Genomic DNA, 17,939 nt, shown 5'->3' with positions numbered 1-17,939 from the left:
TCGGGTAGTCAGGGGCATGACAGAGGGAGGTACGACGCCGAAGGCGCCGACCTGGTGACTGGGGCGCCGCCCGTCAGCGGCGCCGGTACCGCTCCTCGACGGCGACGGCCGCCGCGGCGACGGCCCCGAGAACGGGGACCGCCAGAGGTGTGATGAACGCACCGGACAGGGCCACAACCGCCAGTCCGCCGACGACCAGGAAGGACCCGGCGGGATCGAGCACGGTCCGGCGCACGGCGGCCACGAGCAGCGCCCGCCAAGACGCGCCCGGCGCCCAGACGGCGGCCGCCCGCAGCAGCGCCACGGTCAGGCCGATCAGCGCGAACAGGCCGACGGCGCCGACGAACGGCCCGCCGGGCAGGCCTGCCCGGGCGGCCAGGACGTCCACCCAGACCGCGGCGGCCACCGCCCAGCCGGCGAGCCCGACGGCCCACCCACCGCGCAGGGCGGCCCGGAAGTCCGCGACGAACTCCCGCCACCCGCCGCCCTCGTGGCCGGTACGGCGCCTCAGATGCCGTGCGCCGGCGGCGAAGGCGGCGGGATAGGTGACGCCCCCGAGGCAGGCCACGGCGATCCACACGCCGGTGAGCATCGACTCGGCGAAGACCGAGAACCGCTCGCCGAACACGGACTCCTTGCGTGCCTTCACGCGTGCTTGCGCCATGGTGAACGCCTCAGCCCTTTCACTTCAGACCGGTCACTTCAGTCCGGACGTCGCCATGCCGTCGATGAGATAGCGCTGGAAGGCCATGAAGAAGGCGATGACCGGTATCAGCGCCACCAGCGACATCGCGATCATGCTGCCGTAGTTGGAGATGCCCTCCTGATCGCGGAACATCATCAGGCCGAGCGAAACGGTGTACTTCTCGGGGGTGTTGAGGTAGATCAACGGGCCCATGAAGTCGTTCCAGGCATTGATGAAGGTGAAGATGGCGCTGGTGATGAGGGCGGGGCGGGTCAGCGGCAGCACGATGGACCAGTAGGTCCTGAAGTGCCCGCAGCCGTCGAGCTTGGCGGCCTCGTCCAGCTCGCGCGGCAGCCCGCGCATGAACTGCACCATCAGGAAGACGAAGAACGCCTCCGTGGCCAGGAACTTGCCCGCGACCAACGGCACCAGCGTGTCGACCAGTTCCAGGTTGCGGAACAGCACGTACTGCGGGATGAGCAGGACGTGGTAGGGCAGCAGCAGCGTGCCGATCATCAGCGTGAACAGCAGGTTCCGGCCGGCGAAGCGGATCTTGGCGAAGGCATAGGCGGTCAGCGAGCTGGACAGCACGACACCGGCCACGGCGAGGCCCGCGTACATCAGCGAGTTCCAGAAGAAGCTGCTGATGGAGATGCCGGAGATGCCGTCCGCGAGCCCGGAGAAGTTCTCCCAGACCGGCTCGGTGGGCAGCAGGTCGAGGCTGGCGATGATGTCCTTGCTCGGCTTGAACGCGGCACCGACCACCCAGATCACGGGGTACAGCACGACCGCGAGGACCAGGAGCGCGCCCACGTGCCAGGCGATCGATCCGAAGCGCCGCCGTTCGTTCGCGGTGCGCGGGGCAGGGGTGGTGGCAGTGGTCACTTGGCGGCCTCCTCGTAGTGCACCCACTTCTTCTGCGACCAGAACAGGACCGCCGTGACCAGCGCCACCGCGATCACCAGTGTCCAGGCCATCGCGGAGGCGAAGCCCATCTGGGCCTCCTTGAAGCCCTTCTGGTACAGGTAACAGGTGTAGACGAGCGTGGCGTCGGCGGGCCCGCACCGGGTGTCGGAGACGACGTAGGCGGAGCCGAACACCTGGAACGCGTGGATGGACTCCAGCAGCACGTTGAAGAACAGCACCGGGGAAATCATCGGCAGCGTGATGTTCCAGAACCGGCGGAAGGGTCCCGCGCCGTCCACCTCGGCGGCCTCGTACAGCTCCCGCGGGACCTGCTTGAGGCCGGCGAGGAAGATGACCATCGGCGCACCGAACTGCCAGATGCTCAGGGCGACCAGGGCGTAAATGACGTAGTCCGGGTTGCCGATCCAGCCGCCCACGTCGAGGCCGAAGATCTTCTGCCCGCGGTCCACGATCGCGTCGTCGGAGAACAGCGCCCGCCACACGAAGCCCACGGAGACGCTGGCGCCGATCAGCGAGGGCATGTAGAACGCGGCCCGGTACAGGCCCTGTCCGCGCCGGCTCTGCGCGAGCAGCAGCGCGACGCCGAGCGCGAGCAGCAGCTTCAACGGAGTGGCCACGACGACGTACTTCAGCGTGACCTCGACCGACTTCTGCCAGCGCGGGTCCTGGAACATCGTCGTGAAGTTGTCCAGGCCGACCCACTTGGGCGGCGTGAACAGGTTGTAGCTGGTGAACGCGTAGTACAGCGACGCGATCATCGGCCCCGCCGTGAGCAGCAGGAACCCCGCGATCCACGGCGACATGAAGAGGTAGCCGGCGAGGTTCTCGCGGCGCCGCCCGCGCCGCCCGGCGGCAGGAGCGGCGGACCGCTTCTTCGCCGGGCGCACGGGCGCTTCCTTGACGAGCGTCATGGTGGTACGTCCCCTCAGCCCGCGAACGCGGCCTTGGCCTCGCTGAACAGCGCCTTGGCGGCGTCGGCCGGCTTGGTCTTGCCCTGGGCGACCTCGGCGCCGAGACGCAGGAATGCCGCTTCGATGACATCGGCGCCGGACGGGTGCGGAGTGATCTTCCCGAGCACTCCGGCCGCGGCGACCTCCTCCTCGTACGCCTTGACGCCCTTGTTGTTGTCGTCGGTGGGCGTGAACGCCTCGTACTGCTCGTTCGTGGCGAGGATGCCGCGGTCGTAGCCCATGATCTTGCCGACCTCGGGGTCGTGGACCATGAAGTCGATGAACTGGGCGACCTCCTTGGGGTGCTCGGTCCCGGAGAAGGCGCTGAGCATCAGCGAACCGAGGTACTGGCCGGTGGCCTTGCCGTCCGTGGTGGGGATCGGCGCGAGCCCGTAGTCCGACTCGCCCTCACCCTCGTAACGGATGGAGAAGTTGTCCCAGGTGAACTCGGCGGCGGCGAGACCCGCCGACAGACCGGACTTGGGCGCGACCTGCTCGATCTTCTTGGGGTCGGCGACGAGCCCGGAGCGCACGCGCTTGTAGCCGTCCTCCCACCACTGCGTCAGATCGTCCTCGGTGAAGCCGAGATCGGAGTCGGTGAAGAACGCCTTGCCGTTCTGACGCAGATACAGGTCGTAGAGGTACATGATGCCGAAGTAGCCGGTGTCACCGGCGATCTTCAGCTTGTCCTGGATCGTCTGGAGCGCGTCGAAGTACTCGTCCCAGGTCCAGCCCATCTTCGCCTCGACGCCCGCCTTCTTGAAGGCCTTGAGGTCGATGACGAGCGCCATGGTGTTGGCGCCGACGGGGATGCCGAGCTGCTTGCCGTCGACCTGACCGTTCGCCAGAACGCCGTTGCGGAAGCTGTCCAGGCTCAGATTCCCGGCGTCCGCCTGGGTTTTGAGATCCAGCAGAACACCGCGCTTGTCGTACTTGCGCAGGAAACCGACCGCATTCTGGAAAACGTCCGGCGGATTCCCGCCGGAGGCCTGGGTCTGGAACTTCTCCCAGAACGCGGCGTAGTCGGTGAATTCCGGCTTGATCTTGATCTTCGGGTACTTCTTCTCGAAGAGCGCGATCGTCTTCTTGATGGCGATGGTGCGCGGCTCGCCGCCCCACCACGCGTAACGGAGTGTCACCGTCCCGTCGCCGGAACCGCTGTCCCCGCCGCATCCGGTCGTCAGGCCCAGCCCGACGGTGGCCGCCGAAGCACCGGCCACCTTCAGGATCGTACGCCTCTCAACATTCCTGCTGGTTCCCACAGTCGGGCCCTCCCCGCAGCGTCGTTGCCGCCTGCATGAATCGTTTCAAGTAAGCGCTTGCTGGCACAAGTTACGGAGGGCCTCGTGGTGCGTCAATGATTCGGACAGGAATTTCTTGGCGGCCGCCTCGGCGCGTCAGCGCCAGACCGGGGCCGATGAGCGCCAGTCGCGGGAGGACATCGCAGGTGAGGCGCTTGGGATCGACCGGCCGAACAGGATGTAGGCGGTCGCACTTGGGCCCGGGTCGGCCGAAAGTCGTCTACGGTCCGGCCACCTGACGAGACGGCGGATCACGCCGAGTGGGGCGCGAGGCCCGATACGCGGCCCGCACCCCCTCGGAACCGCGGACACGCGGGCCGACGGAGCCACGAACGACGGCGGCCCGCCTGCATCACTGCAGACGGGCCGCCATCTCCGGGTGGGCGATACTGGGTTCGAACCAGTGACCTCTTCGGTGTGAACGAAGCGCTCTCCCACTGAGCTAATCGCCCGGGCGCAGGAAGAACATTACCCCATGTCAGGGGGTGCTTGTGACCAGCACGAACGAGCACCGGCCGGCACCCGCACCCCCGTCACGGATCACTGATCCTTGATGTTCCAGGGCATCTCGAAACCGAACTTCCACAGATAGACGCCGCCGATGACGGCCACGATCACGAGGCCGATCGACGTCAGGATGATGTTCCGGCGTCTCACCTTGGGATCGAGGGCACGCTGTGCCGCCTCGGTGACCTTGCGCTTGGTCCAGCGCAGTACCAGCTGGGCCCAGACGAACTCGGTCGCCCAGATCGCCATACCGCCGAAGATCACGACCCAGCCGGGTCCCGGCAGCGGCAGCATGACGATGCCGGCGGCCACGACGGCAAGGCCGATGATGAAGACGCCCACCTGCCAGCTGAGGTGCAGCACGCGGCGGGCCTTGATGAACTCCGGCGCTCTGGAGCCGAGTGGCTGCTCCTTCTTCACACCGTCCACTTCGGTCTCGTTCGAGGCCATGGCTACCTCGCCACCCTCGTCACTCCCCGTATTCATACGGCCAAACCCTACCCGAGAGAAACCAGTCACCGAAATGGTCGTACCTCGCGAACGGTGTCTCGGCCGGAAGAGTTACGTAAAGACACGCAAAACACTCAGAGGGGTTTACAACGGCACCGTAGGTGGCATGTCGATTTCGCCGACGTGCGAATCCCCGAGCGCACACTGAGCGAAAGGCCCTGGCGCTTATGAACACCACGGTCAGCTGCGAGCTGCACCTGCGCCTCGTTGTGTCGAGCGAGTCCTCCCTGCCTGTCCCCGCAGGCCTGCGGTACGACACGGCCGACCCCTACGCCGTGCACGCCACCTTCCACACCGGAGCCGAGGAGACCGTCGAGTGGGTGTTCGCCCGCGACCTCCTCGCCGAGGGCCTCCACCGGCCCACCGGTACCGGCGACGTCCGTGTCTGGCCGTCACGCAGCCACGGTCAGGGAGTCGTCTGCATCGCCCTGAGCTCCCCGGAGGGCGAAGCCCTGCTGGAAGCCCCGGCGAGAGCCCTGGAGTCCTTCCTGAAGCGAACCGACGCCGCCGTGCCTCCCGGCACGGAGCACCGGCACTTCGATCTCGATCAGGAGCTCTCACACATCCTGGCGGAGAGCTAGGCGGGGCGCCCACGAAGCCGCCCGGCGCCGTCCACTCGGGGAGACGGCTCGGGCCAAGACAACCGCATACGGTATGCATCTCCGCCGTCACGCTTCCGCGTGGCGGCGTTGGTGTGTTTCGGCGCCCGAGGGGGCCGATTCGGTTGCCCCCGGCTACCACTCGTACGGCGGGTCCGGACGGCTTCTCCTGGAGCCACTACCATCGGCCAGCATCGGCGGGCGTCCGCCCGACCCTCAGGCCAGGGAGCGAAACGTGCTGATCACCCACGACACCCGGTGCGCCCTCGACGCCGTCGTGGATCTGGTGAACACCGCGCCGGAGGACGACGCGACGCCGGACGCGCTGCCAGATGTGCCCGCACTCGCCGATTTCGTGCGAAGGCACGAGATCAGTGACGTCGGTGTGCTCTCGGAGTTCGACCTGTCCGCGGTGCGCAAGATCCGCGGCAGATTCGCCGGGATCTTCGCTGCCCCGGACCCGCGGACCGCCGCCGCACTGATCAACGAGCTGGTCGCCGCCGCGGGCACCACCCCACGGCTCACCGACCACGACGGCTACGACTGGCACGTGCACTACTTCGCCCCCGGCGCCTCCGTCGCCGACCACCTGGCGGCCGACTGCGGAATGGCTCTGGCCTTCTTCGTGGTCGCCGGCGAGCAGGAACGTCTGCGCCGGTGCGAGGCTCCGGACTGCCGCCGCGCCTTCGTCGACCTCTCCCGAAACCGCTCCCGCCGCTACTGCGACAGCCGCACCTGCGGCAATCGACTCCACGTCGCCGCCTACCGGGCCCGCCGCAAGGAGGCGGCGGGCTAAAACCCGCCTGCCCCGCTCCCGGAGCCCGCCCCGGTGGGAGCGGGGGCGAGTGCGCGAGCACAGGGCACCGGGGGCGCCCTGACGGCGCGGGGGCATACGGCTGCCTCGACGACGGGGTATCTGGGCCCCGCCGCGCGAGCGCGGGACGAGGCGGCAAGCAACACGACGTCGAAGTGCCCGCGCGACGTAGCCACCAGGGCGGCTCAGCCGCACGGCATGCGAGTCTCACCGCGGAAGCGCAGGGCGCCGGAGCGCCTTCGCCCCGGAGGCGCGCGGCCGTCTCGGAAAGATCACGCGGTGCCCCGAAAGCGGCCTGCGGGCGAGCACAAGGCGCCGGAGTGCTCTCAAGCGGGGGCGCACGGCTACCCCTCGGCGACCGGGCATCGGAGGCCCTCCGCGCGAGCGCGGGGCGGGGCGGAATGGTGTTCGGCACGGCAGTGCCGAGGGGCCCGTGGCGACGCGGGCCCCGGCGGGTGGCGCCGGGGGCCGCGGGTACGGCTCAGAGCAGCAGCAGGTCGTGCAGCGCAGCCATGAGCAGCAGAGACCCGATCACCGCAAGGAAGATCATCAGCGGTGGCTGGGAAAGGGCGAAGAGGCATCCGCGCGGCTCGTCCTGCGGCGGCGCGGCCTCGCTCTGTGTTGTGTCCAGCATCTCGCGCCGATGATGGCGCAGCAGGGGGGTCCGTGGCGATCAACACGCCCGGAAGGAGCGGGAGTTCGCCGGATTCCGTGACGTCCGGTGCAGGTCGTGATCGATTACGAGCGGGCGTCGACCCACTGTGTCGTTTCAGTCCGGCATGCGGGGGTCATATGCCGTGCTTCTTGAGGATGGCCTCGATGTCGCTGAAGTCCTCCTCGGCACGGGGTGCCGTCGCGGGCCGGGCTGCCGGACGGGAGGCGGCGCCGAGCGAGGGCGCCGAGGCAGCCGGGGCCACCGCGTCGCTCTGCGCGGACCGGGCCGCCTTGCGCTCCTTGCGGGTCGTGCCACGGCGGCGCTCCACCGCGCGTGTGCTCGCGAGCAGCAGCCAGGCGGCGCCCAGCACGCCGAAGCCCGCCCACGCGGTCGGGCTGAACGCGGTGTCCGCCAGCCACTCGACGACCCCGGTCATCACCAGACCGAGGGGAATGAGCGCATACGCGGCGATGCGCGCGGCGGACAGGAAACGCTTGCGGTACGCCGTGACCGCCGCGATGCCCAGGCCGGCCGCGGAGACGGCGGAACAGACGGTCTCGGCAATCATCCGGTCCTCCAGACAGGATTCGGTCGGGCGCAGCCCTTTCGTCCCTTCCATCCTGCACCTGCCGGGCCCCGCCGGGCCATGCCCCGGCCCGACATCAGGGACATCTCCGGGTCGACTCCTCCGCAGGTGCCGGTCCGGTCGTACGCAGTCCGTGGCAGCGGGCCGATGCAGCCGGTGGCGCGCGTCCCGGGTGGACGGCCCGGTTGGGAGCGGTCGGCGCGGGCTGGGAGACTGTGCGCATGAGCGACTCCTCCCCCGTCCGTCCCGCCGCCCCCGCTGTCGTCCTCGACGTGTGGTGCGAACTCCAGTGCCCGGACTGCCGTGACGCCCTCGACGACCTGCGAGCCCTGCGCGCCCGCTTCGGCGACCGGCTGGAACTGCGGCTGCGGCACTTCCCGCTGGAGAAGCACAAGCACTCCTTCGCGGCCGCCCAGGCCGTCGAGGAGGCCGTGGAGCAGGGGCAGGGCTGGGCGTACGTGGAGGCCGTCCTCGGCCGGGTCGAGGAGCTGGACCGCAAGGGAGAGTCCGTCCTGGTCGAGGTGGCCCGGGAACTCGGCCTGGACGCCGAGGAGTTCGACACCGCGCTGATCGACGGCCGGCACATCCTGATCGTCGATGCCGACCAGGCCGAGGGCAAGGCGATCGGCGTGACCGGCACCCCGACGTACGTGATCGGCGGCGAGCGCCTCGACGGCGGCAAGAGCCAGGAAGGGCTGCGCGAGCGCGTCGAGGAGATCGCGGACCGGCTGCTGGCCGAGGCCGGGCAGGGCTGAGCCGGGCTGGGCTCAGAGCAGGTCCTTGTACATCGAGTAGCCCACCGGCACATAGCCCAGCGACTCGTAGAGGCGCTCGGCCGGGGTGTTCTCAGCGAAGACATTGAGGCCGATGAGCCGCTTCCCGGCGGCCACCGCCTGCGCCTCGGCCAGCAGCATCAGCGTGCGGCCGTGGCCCCGGCCGCGGAAGCGCTCGTGGGCCTCGACGTCGAAGACGAACGCCTTGTCCCCCGCCACCGACAGCCAGAGCGTGCCGACGGCGGTCCCCTCGTGCTCCAGCACGCTGATCAGCGTGTCCTCGGTGTCCAGGCCCTGCGGCAGCAGCCTGCCCATGTCCGTCACGGCCTTGGCCCACGCCTGCTCGCGAGGGACTCCGCGGTCGATCCAGCTCTGCGCGTAGTGCGCGTTGCCGTATTCCATCCACGGCCCGTACTCGGCCTCTGTCATCGGGCGGCCCCGGCTGCCCGCGGGCAGTTCGGGCGGGGTGTCGCCGAGTCGTTTCTCCATGCCGCGGTTGCGGTGGACGTAGCCCAGCGCGGTGGCGAGCCGCAGGGCGGGCCCGGCGTCGCCCGGCACCCTGATCTCGACGCGGGTGCAGCCCCAGCCGCGGGCCACCTCCTCGGCGGCGAGCGCGGCCACGGTGCCACGGCCGCGCCCGCGGTCGGGCGCCTCGATGCTCAGGTCGCTGATGTGCGCGACGGTGGGCCCGAAGACGGGGTCCGTCGCGAGGTGTATCGCGCCGACGGGACGGCTGTTCACGCACACCTGGTAGTGGCGGGACAGCACCCCGTCGGCATCACGCTGAAGCGGCTCGGTCGGCCGCAGGGTCGTGGTCATCAGTGGTGTTCTACCCGCCGGGCACCACGACGTCAGCCGGTTTTCCCGGGCTCTTACGGATCTTGGTCCTGTCCGGACCGCTCGTCGAAGATGCGCATGGCCTTCGCGGTCACCGGGCCGGGCGTGCCGGGCAGTTCGCGCTCGTCGACCCGGTGCACGGCCTGGACGTCCCGCAGCGTGGAGGTCAGGAAGACCTCGTCGGCGCGCTCCAGCACGTCCAGCGGCAGGTCGGTCTCCTTGGCGCCGGTCCACTCCACGGCCAGCGCGCGCGTGATGCCCGCCAGGCAGCCGGAGGCGACCGGCGGGGTGTGGATCTCGCCGTCCAGGACGACGAAGACGTTCGACCCGGTGCCCTCGCAGAGCTGACCGACGGTGTTGGCGAACAGGGCCTCGGAGGCGCCGTGTTGGTGGGCGCGGGCGAGGGCGACGACGTTCTCGGCGTACGAGGTCGTCTTCAGGCCGGTGAGCGCGCCGCGTTCGTTGCGGGTCCAGGGGACCGTGATCACGGCGGTGGAGTCGGGGCGGCGGGTGGTCTCGCCGAGGGCGACCACGAGGGTCGGGCCGTACTCGCCGCGGTCGGAGCCGAGGGGGCCGTGTCCGCCGGTGTAGGTGATGCGCAGCCGGCCGAGCGGCATGGGGTTGGCGGCCAGGACGGCGGCGCAGGCGCGCCGGACCTCGTCGTGGTCGGGGTCGGGCAGCCCGAGACCCCGGGCGGACCGGGACAGCCGGTCCAGGTGCCGGGTGAGCGCGAACGGCTTGCCGTCGGTCGCCTTCACCGTCTCGAAGATGCCGTCGCCCACGGTCAGCCCGTGGTCGAAGACGGAGACGCGGGCGGACTCGATGTCCTGGAGCCCGCCGTCGAGCCAGATCTTCACGTCAGTGCCTCTCCCTTCACCTCGTACGCCCCCGACGCTACCGCGAGCAGCCGGGACGCCTTCAGCTCGGTCTCCCGCCACTCCCCCTCGGGGTCGGAGCCCCAGGTGATGCCGGCGCCCGTGCCGAAGCGCAGCACGCCTTCGGTGCGGTCGATCCAGAACGTGCGGATCCCGACCGCGAGCTCGCCCGTGCCGTTGTCGGCGTCGACCCAGCCGATGCCTCCGCAGTACGGCCCCCGGGGCGCCGTCTCCAGGGCGTCGATGATCCGCAGGGCGCTCGACTTGGGCGCGCCGGTGACCGAGCCGGGCGGGAAGGCCGCGGCGAACAGCTCGGGCCAGTCGGCGTCCTCGCGCAGCTCGCCGCGCACGGTGGAGACGAGGTGCACCAGTCCCGGATGCTTCTCCACGGCGCACAGGTCGGGGACGGTCACGGAGCCGGTGGCGCAGACCCGCCCGACGTCGTTGCGGACCAGGTCCACGATCATCACGTTCTCGGCGTAGTCCTTCTCCAGGAGGTCCGCCTCGGTACGCCCCGTGCCCTTGATCGGCCCGGACTCGACGACCCGGCCCTTCCGGCGCAGGAACAGTTCCGGTGACGCGGTGGCGATCTCCACGCCGTGCCCGGGCAGCCGGATCGTTCCTGCGTACGGCGCCGGGTTGCCGCGCGCCAGCAGGGAGGTCAGGGCGTCCACGTCGGCGTCGGGCGCCACGGGCGCGGAGAGCACCCGGCAGAGGTTCGCCTGGTAGACCTCGCCGGCCGCGATGTACTCGCGGATACGGCGCACACCGGCCGTGTAACCGGCGTGGTCGAGGGAGGACGTCCAGTCCCCCGCCGCCGGTCCCCGCCATGCGCCCGGCACCGGCGCGGGCACGGGAGCCTCCCGCACGTCACGGAAGCGGGCGCAGGTCAGTCGGCCCTCGAAGTCCGCGGCGACGGCCCAGAAGCCGGTGGAGTCGAGGACCGCGGGGTCATGGGTGACGTCGAGGAGGCCGGTGGCGAGGCGGTCGCCGAAGCGGGCGAGGGGAGGGAGGTCGAGCACGCTGTCGAGTCTATGGCGGGTGTCCTCCGGGTGACCTGGGCATGTCCCGGCGGGAGCCCTGGCCAGGCGTCCGAGCAGGTCCGCGCAGGTCCGGCGCAGCACGCTGCACAAACGCGTTTTTGTACTGGCCCGGGAATCCGCTAGAGTTCAACACGTCGCCGGGACGCGCAAGCGGAACGGAAAGACAGGCGAACGTAGCTCAGTTGGTAGAGCGCAACCTTGCCAAGGTTGAGGTCGCGAGTTCGAACCTCGTCGTTCGCTCGAAAGAGCAAGGGGATCTTCCCGAACCCCTACACTCCTGGTGGAGTGGCCGAGAGGCGAGGCAACGGCCTGCAAAGCCGTCTACACGGGTTCAAATCCCGTCTCCACCTCCAAGGACGATTAGCTCAGCGGGAGAGCGCTTCCCTGACACGGAAGAGGTCACTGGTTCAATCCCAGTATCGTCCACTGAAGCCTTCGGGCTTCGGGAGCCGCAAGGCTTCGACCCGCGCGATTAGCTCAGCGGGAGAGCGCTTCCCTGACACGGAAGAGGTCACTGGTTCAATCCCAGTATCGCGCACGCAAGATCCACAGCCTCCGGGCTGTGATCCCGAGGACGATTAGCTCAGCGGGAGAGCGCTTCCCTGACACGGAAGAGGTCACTGGTTCAATCCCAGTATCGTCCACACATCGCAAGCCCCCGGTCGCTCACCGCGACCGGGGGCTTCGTCGTCAGCTGGAGAACAGCATGTGGCCGAAGCTCTTGTGACGCTTGTGGCCGTAGTGACCGCCGTGCGGGGCTCCCCAGGCGGGTGCCGCGGGAGCCACAGGGGCGGCCGGGTACGCCTGCGGGGCGGGCGGCGCCGGCGGGGCAGGCTGGGTCCACTGGGACTCCAGGCGGGTCAGTGCCTCCAGCTCGCCGTAGTCGAGAAATATCCCGCGGCAGCCACTGCACTGCTCGATCTGGACGCCGTTGCGGTTGTAGGTGTGCATCGCTGCACGGCACTTCGGACACTGCATGGTCGGCTCAACTCCTCGCCGGTCGGTCCTGCTTCGCGTATCGCCAGGACAGACTCTGTCCGGCTGCGGTCGGTTGCACCCTACTTGGCGGATTCGTACGTCAACTCGGGCGGGGCCGCGGCCATTCGGACACATGCGTCGATCACGGACTGCTCGACCTCGTCCAGATCACGGCCGGCCGCCGTCGCCTTGGCGATCGCGGTGGCGGCCGTCTGGACGGTCAGGGCACGGGCCGGGACGTCCAGGGCGGGCCAGGGGTCGCCGTCGGCGGGGACGGCGGGGCCGCCTGCCGCGCGGTACGCGCTCAGGAAGCGGGTCCATTCGTCGGGCGGGAGAAGGCCGCAGGCGTACCAGGCGGCGGGGCGGGCGAGGTCCCAGGCGGGTTTGCCGGTGCCGAGGTCGTCGACGTCGATGAGGAGCCAGGAGCCGTGCGGGGCGGGATGGCGGACGAGTTGGCCCAGGTGGAAGTCGCCGTGGCACAGGGTCGGGGTGCCGTCGTCCGGTGCGGAGGGCTCGGCGCGGGCCCAGGCGGGGAGCGTGTGCCAGGCACGGAGGACGGCGGGCGCGGCCGGGTGCGGGGCTGCCGCCCGGAGGCGGCTGACGGCTCGGGCGGCCTTGTGCGGGCCGCGCATGGGAGGCAGGGCCTGGGTGAGAGGGGTGACTGCTCGGTGCAGACGGGCCAGGAGGGTGGCGGCGGCCTGCCAGGGAGCGTCGTCCGGGGTCCTCGGGTCGACGGGGGTGCCGTACGGCCAGCAGGTCACCAGGCGGCCGTGCAGGGGCGCCGGGGTCGGGGTGAGCGGGGACAGCAGGACGTCGGGGAGGGCTGTGGCCGTGGCGAGGCGCAGGGTGAGTTCGGTGGGGTCGGTGTCCGCGGCGTGGGCCTTCGCGACGGTGTCCGCGTGCCGGACGACCGTGCCGTCGGCGCGGTCGGCGAGGGTGGCGGGGGCTCCACACGGGCAGGCGGAGGTGCGGGAGTGAGCGGCGGCCTTGGCTGCGCGGCTCAACTCCGGCACGAGGGCGTTCGCGGTCACGGGGCTCCCTGCGGGCACGGGTGGGTCTTTGCGTGAGGGTACGCGGGCTGCCTGCGGGGGTCGGGCGGGTACGTGGGAGTCGTCTGCCGGGGGTGGGTCGCGCGGTTCCCCACGCCCCTTCGAAACGCAACCGCACCGCGGAAAAGGTAATGCCGGCGCAGCTCCCCAGCTGCGCCGGCATTGGTGCCGTCCGCCGCACCCCCGTCCCCACGGGGTTTCATGGGTGGATGTCCCCGCCCGGACCGCTCTTCCGGGCCTGGGGTCGCCGCTCAGCGCCCCAGCATCACGCCCACGGACGACGCTTGTGTGGCCACTGTCTCCCACCCGTCGAAGACGAGGAGGAGCAGGGCTGCCAGGGGAAGGGCCATCAGCGTCGCCACCAAGGGGTGGCGCCGGCCCTGGCGGCGCTGTTGTGTGCGGATCAGTGTCCGCGGTGCCGTCTGGGCCATGGTCCCTCTCCTGACCGTTCCGTTGTCGTTGGCAGCGGCGGGTGTCTGACCTCGGGGGACGAGTGCTGCACCCGCCGCTTGACTTCAAATCTACGGGCGAGGCGGTCGCCCGGCGTCATGCCCTCGTACCGATTGCCTGGCCTCCCGGAGGATGAGCCATGAGCTGGGGAGTACTCCCCTGGGTGGAGACGGAGACCTAGGTCTCGGGGTCTTCCCGGAGGGGGCGCCCGCTGTGCCCTGCTTTCTCCGAGCTGTCCTCCCGCGGTACCGGCTGCTCGACCAGCGCCAGGACCCGGTTCGCCATGAAGCGGGCCGTGCGGACCACGGAGCCGCTGCGGGTGACTTCGCTCACTTCCACCACGCCCCGGCGCACCGCCGTCTCCACCCGGCGGCCCGCCCTGCTCGCCACCACCTCGTACGTGCGGGTCGTGTCCCCCGCGTCCACGACTATCTCCACGCGATCACCCTTCACGGGTTCAATCCCCCTTCTGTGACGGGTGGTTGGCAGCGCGGGGAGGCCGAAGTGCGCCTGTCCACCGGCTCCCTGACCACTCCTCAAGTCTCCCACCGGGCACTGACAATCCGTCGAACCGAGAGGGCGCGGCCTCTGCGCGCGGGGGGCCGCGGAAACGTAAGCTGTGGCTCGTCACAGGGACCGGGCAGCGGGGATGAACATGGCGATGATGCGCCTGAGGCGCGAGGACCCGCGCGTCGTCGGCTCGTTCAGGCTTCACAGACGGCTCGGCGCGGGCGGGATGGGCGTGGTCTACCTGGGCTCCGACAAGAAGGGGCAGCGGGTTGCGCTGAAGGTCATCCGGCCGGATCTGGCGGAGGACCAGGAGTTCCGGTCGCGGTTCGCGCGCGAGGTCTCCGCGGCCCGGCGCATTCGCGGCGGGTGCACCGCGCGGCTGGTCGCGGCGGATCTCGACGCCGATCGGCCCTGGTTCGCCACGCAGTACGTTCCCGGGCCCTCCCTGCACGACAAGGTCGGGGACGAGGGCTCGCTGGGCGCGGCGGAGGTCGCCGCCATCGGGGCCGCCCTGTCGGAGGGCCTGGTCGCCGTGCACGAGGCCGGGGTGGTGCACCGGGACCTCAAGCCGTCCAACATCCTGCTGTCCCCCAAGGGGCCGCGGATCATCGACTTCGGCATCGCCTGGGCGACGGGCGCCTCGACGCTCACGCACGTCGGTACGGCCGTCGGCTCGCCGGGCTTCCTCGCCCCGGAGCAGGTGCGCGGCGCGGCTGTCACCCCGGCCACGGACGTGTTCTCGCTGGGGGCGACCCTGGCGTATGCGTCGATGGGCGACTCGCCCTTCGGGCACGGCAGTTCCGAGGTGATGCTGTACCGGGTCGTGCACGAGGAGCCGCAGCTGCACGGCGTGCCGGACGCGCTGGCTCCGCTCGTACGCGCCTGTCTGGCCAAGGACCCCGACGAACGGCCCAGCACGCTCCAGTTGTCGCTGCGGCTGAAGGAGATCGCGGCCCGGGAGGCGCAGGGGCTCGCCGAGCTGCGGCCGCCCGCCCCGCGCGCGGGTGAGGCGGACCGGCCCACCGGGCGGCTCGCGGAGGGCTATCCGGAGCGCACCCAGCGTCGTCCGCAGGGCCAGCCGGGGCAGCAGGGCGGCGGTCCGCAGGGCACGCCCGCGCCACGGAGTGCCGGCGGCCCCTCCTCCCGTGGCCCTGCCGCCTCACGGGGCGGGGTGCCGTCCCGGGGCGGCGGTCCCACACGCGGGGGTGCCTCCGCGCGGCCCACACCCGTCTCGCGCAACACCACGCGCTCGGGCGGCGGGAGCCGGCCCGCGCCGCGCAGCGGCACCGGCCGTCCGGCGCCCCGGAACACGGGGACGGGGCGGCGCCCCGCCAACCCGCAGTTGCTGCGCCAGCGGCTGTTCGTGTTCGTCGTGGTGACCCTGCTGGTCGCGCTGGGCATCGCCGCGGCGCAGGGCTGCCAGGGCCCGCAGCGGGGCCTCGGCGGCGACGGCAGTGTCGTACGGCAGGAGCAGTCGTCGGCGCCGGGGTACGACCGGATGGACGGGCCGTTGACGGCCGAGCGGTACGGGTCGACGTCCGAGGCGACCGACTAAGCGGGTCGGGTGAAGTCGGCTGCGGTTCGGTAGCGCCCCGAAGGGGCGCGGGGAACTGCGCGACCAGCCACGACGGCGCCGCGGCCGACCGACGGCACAGCGCTGCACTTCGAGCGGAGCGCTTAGCTCCGGTCGCCTCGGAAGGGCCGGGGCCGCTACGCCTCGGGGCGGCCGGTCGCCACCGCGTAGAAGGCGACCGCGGCCGCCGCGCCCACGTTCAGGGAGTCGACGCCGTGGGCCATCGGGATGCGTACCCATTCGTCGGCGGCGACCAGGGCCTGGCGGGAGAGGCCGTCGCCCTCGGCGCCGAGCATGAGGGCCACCCGGTCCATGCGGTGCGGGGCGGCCTCGTCCAGGGACTTGGCCTTCTCGTCCGGGGTCAGGGCGAGGAGGTTGAAGCCGGCCTCGCGCACCGACTCCAGGCCCTTGGGCCAGCTGTCCAGTCGGGCGTACGGGACGGAGAACACCGCGCCCATGGAGACCTTCACGCTGCGGCGGTAGAGCGGGTCCGCGCAGTCGGGCGACAGCAGGACCGCGTCCATGCCGAGGGCGGCCGCGGAACGGAAGATCGCGCCGATGTTGGTGTGGTCGTTGACCGACTCCATGACCACGACCCGGCGGGCGGTGCGCAGCAGGTCGGCCGCCGTGGGCAGCGGTTTGCGCTGCATGGAGGCGAGCGCGCCGCGGTGCACGTGGTAGCCGGTGACCTGTTCGGCGAGCTCCGGGCTGACCGCGTACACGGGCGCCGGAAGCTCGTCGATCACGTCACGCATGACGTCGACCCACTTCGCGGACAGGAGCATCGAGCGCATCTCGTACCCGGCGTCCTTGGCCCGTCTGATGACCTTCTCGCCCTCGGCGATGAACAGGCCCTCGGCCGGTTCGCGCTTACGGCGCAGTTCGACGTCGGTCAGGCCCGTGTAGTCGCGCAGGCGCGGGTCGTCGGGGTCCTCGACGGTGATGAGATCGGCCACAGAGTGATACTGCCTTGTCCTGGGTGCGGTGCCAACGGCTCGGGAGGGGTTGTGTTACCTCGGGTTACGCCGAGGTCTCCGGGCCGACCTTCACGACCTCGCCGATCACGATGACCGCCGGGGGCTTCACGTCCTCGGCGCGGACCGTCTCGGCGACCGTCGCGAGGGTGGCGTCGACCCGGCGCTGCGCGGCCGTCGTGCCCTCCTGGACAAGCGCGACCGGGGTGTCCGGGGACTTGCCGTGCGCGATGAGCGTCTCGGCGATCCGGCCGATCTTGTCGACGCCCATGAGGATCACGAGCGTGCCGGTGAGCTTGGCGAGCGACGGCCAGTCGACCAGGGAGCGCTCGTCGTCGGGGGCGACATGGCCGCTGACCACCGTGAACTCGTGGGCGACGCCGCGGTGGGTGACCGGGATGCCGGCCGCACCCGGCACCGAGATGGAGCTGGAGATGCCGGGGACGACGGTGTACGGGATGCCGGCCTCGACGAGCGCCTGGGCCTCCTCCATGCCGCGGCCGAAGACGTACGGGTCGCCGCCCTTGAGCCGGACGACCGCCTTGCCCTGCTTGGCGTGCTCGATGAGCGCGTTGTTGATGGCCTCCTGCGCCATGAAACGGCCGTAGGGGATCTTCGCCGCGTCGATCACCTCGACGTGCGGCGGGAGTTCGGCGAGGAGGTCGCGGGGGCCGAGGCGGTCGGCGATGACGACGTCGGCCTCGGCGAGCAGGCGGCGGCCGCGGACGGTGATCAGGTCCGGGTCGCCGGGGCCGCCGCCGACCAGGGCGACGCCGGCGGTGCGGGTGCGGTGGTGCGGGGCGACGAGGGTGCCGTCGCGCAGGCCCTCGACGACCGCGTCGCGGATGGCGGCGGTGTGGCGGGGGTCGCGGCCGCGGGCGCTGGTGGTGAGTACGGCGACGGTGACGCCTTCGCTGTGGCCGGTGGCCGGGGTCCAGGCGGTGGCCTGGTCGGCGTCGTCGGAGCGGACGCACCAGACGCGGTGGCGCTCCGCCTCGGCGGAGGCTCGGGTGTTCGCTTCCGTGTCGCCGGTGGCGATCAGGGCGTACCAGGCGTCGGCGAGGTCGCCGTCCTCGTACGGGCGCCGCTGCCAGGTGATCTCGCCCGCGTCCGCCATGGCCTCGACGGAGGGGGTGGCTTCGGGGGATACGAGGAGGATGTCGGCGCCTGCTGCGATCAGTGCCGGGAGGCGGCGCTGGGCCACCTGACCGCCGCCGAGGACGACGACCTTGCGGCCGGTGAGGCGGAGGCCTACGGGGTAGGCGGGGTTTTCGGCCATGAGGGGCGGCTCCTCTTTACGGCGGTGCAGTGGCCCTGACGTGCGGATTTTACGGGGCGGCGGG

20 protein-coding genes and 6 tRNA genes are annotated in these 17,939 nt (G+C 71.0%); 9 read left to right on the top strand and 17 right to left on the bottom strand.

What is annotated here, in order from left to right:
- Positions 1-73: 73 nt before the first annotated feature.
- The 6 genes from AB0Q90_RS27155 to AB0Q90_RS27130 all read right to left on the bottom strand — a co-directional run bounded on the left by AB0Q90_RS27155 (position 74) and on the right by AB0Q90_RS27130 (position 4,856).
- Entirely contained in the window at positions 74-664 is a 591-nt protein-coding gene (locus AB0Q90_RS27155) for a hypothetical protein (protein ID WP_363160704.1), read from the bottom strand.
- 33 nt (positions 665-697) lie between these two features.
- Positions 698-1,570 carry a carbohydrate ABC transporter permease gene (locus AB0Q90_RS27150; protein WP_363160705.1) on the bottom strand — a complete coding sequence of 291 codons (873 nt, stop codon included), beginning with the start codon at positions 1,568-1,570 and terminating at the stop codon, positions 698-700.
- Complete coding sequence (locus tag AB0Q90_RS27145) at positions 1,567-2,523, bottom strand: sugar ABC transporter permease (protein WP_363160706.1); 957 nt, start codon at positions 2,521-2,523, stop codon at positions 1,567-1,569. The genes AB0Q90_RS27150 and AB0Q90_RS27145 overlap by 4 nt, the downstream gene beginning before the upstream one ends.
- 14 nt (positions 2,524-2,537) lie before the next feature.
- Positions 2,538-3,824 carry an extracellular solute-binding protein gene (locus tag AB0Q90_RS27140; protein ID WP_363160707.1) on the bottom strand — a complete coding sequence of 429 codons (1,287 nt, stop codon included), beginning with the start codon at positions 3,822-3,824 and terminating at the stop codon, positions 2,538-2,540.
- A 419-nt stretch (positions 3,825-4,243) separates the two neighbouring features.
- A tRNA-Val gene (locus AB0Q90_RS27135) sits at positions 4,244-4,315 on the bottom strand.
- An 88-nt stretch (positions 4,316-4,403) separates the two neighbouring features.
- On the bottom strand, positions 4,404-4,856 hold the full coding sequence (locus AB0Q90_RS27130; RefSeq protein ID WP_363160708.1) for a TIGR02611 family protein: 453 nt from the start codon (positions 4,854-4,856) through the stop codon (positions 4,404-4,406).
- A 191-nt stretch (positions 4,857-5,047) separates the two neighbouring features.
- On the opposite strand from AB0Q90_RS27130, the gene AB0Q90_RS27125 reads away from it, so the two are divergent.
- Together AB0Q90_RS27125 and AB0Q90_RS27120 are read left to right on the top strand one after the other, a co-directional pair.
- Positions 5,048-5,461 (top strand): SsgA family sporulation/cell division regulator, encoded by a 414-nt coding sequence (locus tag AB0Q90_RS27125; protein ID WP_004002642.1) that lies wholly within the window; start codon positions 5,048-5,050, stop codon positions 5,459-5,461.
- A gap of 253 nt (positions 5,462-5,714) precedes the next feature.
- A complete protein-coding gene (locus AB0Q90_RS27120; RefSeq protein WP_363160709.1) occupies positions 5,715-6,275 on the top strand; it encodes a CGNR zinc finger domain-containing protein in 561 nt (186 codons plus the stop codon).
- Between the two features lie 499 nt (positions 6,276-6,774).
- On the opposite strand, the gene AB0Q90_RS27115 is transcribed toward AB0Q90_RS27120, so the two are convergent.
- Positions 6,775-6,927, bottom strand: coding sequence for a hypothetical protein (locus tag AB0Q90_RS27115; protein WP_010351316.1), 153 nt, complete (start codon positions 6,925-6,927; stop codon positions 6,775-6,777).
- A 154-nt stretch (positions 6,928-7,081) separates the two neighbouring features.
- Entirely contained in the window at positions 7,082-7,516 is a 435-nt protein-coding gene (locus AB0Q90_RS27110) for a hypothetical protein (protein ID WP_363160710.1), read from the bottom strand.
- A 239-nt stretch (positions 7,517-7,755) separates the two neighbouring features.
- Between AB0Q90_RS27110 and AB0Q90_RS27105 the strand changes: the two genes are divergently transcribed.
- Positions 7,756-8,289, top strand: a complete 534-nt coding sequence (locus tag AB0Q90_RS27105; RefSeq protein WP_363160711.1) for a DsbA family protein — start codon at positions 7,756-7,758, stop codon at positions 8,287-8,289.
- Between the two features lie 12 nt (positions 8,290-8,301).
- Here AB0Q90_RS27105 and AB0Q90_RS27100 read toward each other — a convergent pair whose 3' ends face one another.
- Genes AB0Q90_RS27100 through AB0Q90_RS27090 form a run of 3 tightly spaced genes read right to left on the bottom strand, consistent with a single transcriptional unit; the run spans position 8,302 to position 11,041 of the window.
- Positions 8,302-9,126 (bottom strand): GNAT family N-acetyltransferase, encoded by an 825-nt coding sequence (locus AB0Q90_RS27100; RefSeq protein WP_363160712.1) that lies wholly within the window; start codon positions 9,124-9,126, stop codon positions 8,302-8,304.
- A gap of 53 nt (positions 9,127-9,179) precedes the next feature.
- On the bottom strand, positions 9,180-10,001 hold the full coding sequence (locus tag AB0Q90_RS27095) for an aminodeoxychorismate lyase (RefSeq protein ID WP_363160713.1): 822 nt from the start codon (positions 9,999-10,001) through the stop codon (positions 9,180-9,182).
- Entirely contained in the window at positions 9,998-11,041 is a 1,044-nt protein-coding gene (locus AB0Q90_RS27090; RefSeq protein WP_363160714.1) for a chorismate-binding protein, read from the bottom strand. The genes AB0Q90_RS27095 and AB0Q90_RS27090 overlap by 4 nt, the downstream gene beginning before the upstream one ends.
- A gap of 188 nt (positions 11,042-11,229) precedes the next feature.
- Between AB0Q90_RS27090 and AB0Q90_RS27085 the strand changes: the two genes are divergently transcribed.
- The 5 genes from AB0Q90_RS27085 to AB0Q90_RS27065 all read left to right on the top strand — a co-directional run bounded on the left by AB0Q90_RS27085 (position 11,230) and on the right by AB0Q90_RS27065 (position 11,706).
- Positions 11,230-11,302 (top strand) — tRNA-Gly (locus AB0Q90_RS27085).
- 39 nt (positions 11,303-11,341) lie between these two features.
- Positions 11,342-11,415: transfer RNA gene (locus AB0Q90_RS27080), tRNA-Cys, on the top strand.
- A gap of 1 nt (position 11,416) precedes the next feature.
- Positions 11,417-11,488 (top strand) — tRNA-Val (locus AB0Q90_RS27075).
- 40 nt (positions 11,489-11,528) lie between these two features.
- Positions 11,529-11,600 (top strand) — tRNA-Val (locus tag AB0Q90_RS27070).
- A gap of 34 nt (positions 11,601-11,634) precedes the next feature.
- Positions 11,635-11,706, top strand: a tRNA-Val gene (locus tag AB0Q90_RS27065).
- 46 nt (positions 11,707-11,752) lie between these two features.
- On the opposite strand, the gene AB0Q90_RS27060 is transcribed toward AB0Q90_RS27065, so the two are convergent.
- The 4 genes from AB0Q90_RS27060 to AB0Q90_RS27045 form a co-directional block, all read right to left on the bottom strand.
- Positions 11,753-12,040 carry a zf-TFIIB domain-containing protein gene (locus AB0Q90_RS27060; protein WP_363160715.1) on the bottom strand — a complete coding sequence of 96 codons (288 nt, stop codon included), beginning with the start codon at positions 12,038-12,040 and terminating at the stop codon, positions 11,753-11,755.
- Between the two features lie 80 nt (positions 12,041-12,120).
- On the bottom strand, positions 12,121-13,071 hold the full coding sequence (locus AB0Q90_RS27055) for an aminoglycoside phosphotransferase family protein (protein WP_363160716.1): 951 nt from the start codon (positions 13,069-13,071) through the stop codon (positions 12,121-12,123).
- A gap of 269 nt (positions 13,072-13,340) precedes the next feature.
- On the bottom strand, positions 13,341-13,520 hold the full coding sequence (locus AB0Q90_RS27050) for a hypothetical protein (protein WP_363160718.1): 180 nt from the start codon (positions 13,518-13,520) through the stop codon (positions 13,341-13,343).
- A gap of 196 nt (positions 13,521-13,716) precedes the next feature.
- A complete protein-coding gene (locus AB0Q90_RS27045) occupies positions 13,717-13,992 on the bottom strand; it encodes a hypothetical protein (RefSeq protein WP_363160719.1) in 276 nt (91 codons plus the stop codon).
- A gap of 196 nt (positions 13,993-14,188) precedes the next feature.
- Between AB0Q90_RS27045 and AB0Q90_RS27040 the strand changes: the two genes are divergently transcribed.
- Complete coding sequence (locus AB0Q90_RS27040) at positions 14,189-15,604, top strand: protein kinase (RefSeq protein ID WP_363160720.1); 1,416 nt, start codon at positions 14,189-14,191, stop codon at positions 15,602-15,604.
- A 155-nt stretch (positions 15,605-15,759) separates the two neighbouring features.
- Here the strand turns inward: AB0Q90_RS27040 and AB0Q90_RS27035 are convergent, their stop codons facing one another.
- Both AB0Q90_RS27035 and cobA read right to left on the bottom strand, forming a co-directional pair.
- Complete coding sequence (locus AB0Q90_RS27035; protein ID WP_363160721.1) at positions 15,760-16,578, bottom strand: RNA methyltransferase; 819 nt, start codon at positions 16,576-16,578, stop codon at positions 15,760-15,762.
- 64 nt (positions 16,579-16,642) lie between these two features.
- A complete protein-coding gene (gene cobA, locus AB0Q90_RS27030) occupies positions 16,643-17,875 on the bottom strand; it encodes a uroporphyrinogen-III C-methyltransferase (protein ID WP_363160722.1) in 1,233 nt (410 codons plus the stop codon).
- Positions 17,876-17,939: the final 64 nt, after the last annotated feature.

The organism is Streptomyces sp. NPDC079141, assembly GCF_040686775.1.
Taxonomy (GTDB): Bacteria; Actinomycetota; Actinomycetes; order Streptomycetales; family Streptomycetaceae; genus Streptomyces.
The sequence above is the reverse complement of the archived record's forward strand: the minus strand, read 5'-3'. Positions and strand labels throughout refer to the sequence as shown.

Excerpts from the sequence above, each read along its gene's own strand:
- AB0Q90_RS27060 (WP_363160715.1), bottom strand. The coding sequence starts at position 12,040 with ATGCAGTGTCCGAAGTGCCGTGCAGCGATGCACACCTACAACCGCAAC.
- AB0Q90_RS27125 (WP_004002642.1), top strand. The coding sequence starts at position 5,048 with ATGAACACCACGGTCAGCTGCGAGCTGCACCTGCGCCTCGTTGTGTCG.
- AB0Q90_RS27100 (WP_363160712.1), bottom strand. The coding sequence starts at position 9,126 with ATGACCACGACCCTGCGGCCGACCGAGCCGCTTCAGCGTGATGCCGAC.
- AB0Q90_RS27115 (WP_010351316.1), bottom strand. The coding sequence starts at position 6,927 with ATGCTGGACACAACACAGAGCGAGGCCGCGCCGCCGCAGGACGAGCCG.
- AB0Q90_RS27155 (WP_363160704.1), bottom strand. The coding sequence starts at position 664 with ATGGCGCAAGCACGCGTGAAGGCACGCAAGGAGTCCGTGTTCGGCGAG.
- cobA (WP_363160722.1), bottom strand. The coding sequence starts at position 17,875 with ATGGCCGAAAACCCCGCCTACCCCGTAGGCCTCCGCCTCACCGGCCGC.
- AB0Q90_RS27050 (WP_363160718.1), bottom strand. The coding sequence starts at position 13,520 with ATGGCCCAGACGGCACCGCGGACACTGATCCGCACACAACAGCGCCGC.
- AB0Q90_RS27040 (WP_363160720.1), top strand. The coding sequence starts at position 14,189 with ATGAACATGGCGATGATGCGCCTGAGGCGCGAGGACCCGCGCGTCGTC.
- AB0Q90_RS27145 (WP_363160706.1), bottom strand. The coding sequence starts at position 2,523 with ATGACGCTCGTCAAGGAAGCGCCCGTGCGCCCGGCGAAGAAGCGGTCC.
- AB0Q90_RS27110 (WP_363160710.1), bottom strand. The coding sequence starts at position 7,516 with ATGATTGCCGAGACCGTCTGTTCCGCCGTCTCCGCGGCCGGCCTGGGC.
- AB0Q90_RS27105 (WP_363160711.1), top strand. The coding sequence starts at position 7,756 with ATGAGCGACTCCTCCCCCGTCCGTCCCGCCGCCCCCGCTGTCGTCCTC.
- AB0Q90_RS27130 (WP_363160708.1), bottom strand. The coding sequence starts at position 4,856 with ATGAATACGGGGAGTGACGAGGGTGGCGAGGTAGCCATGGCCTCGAAC.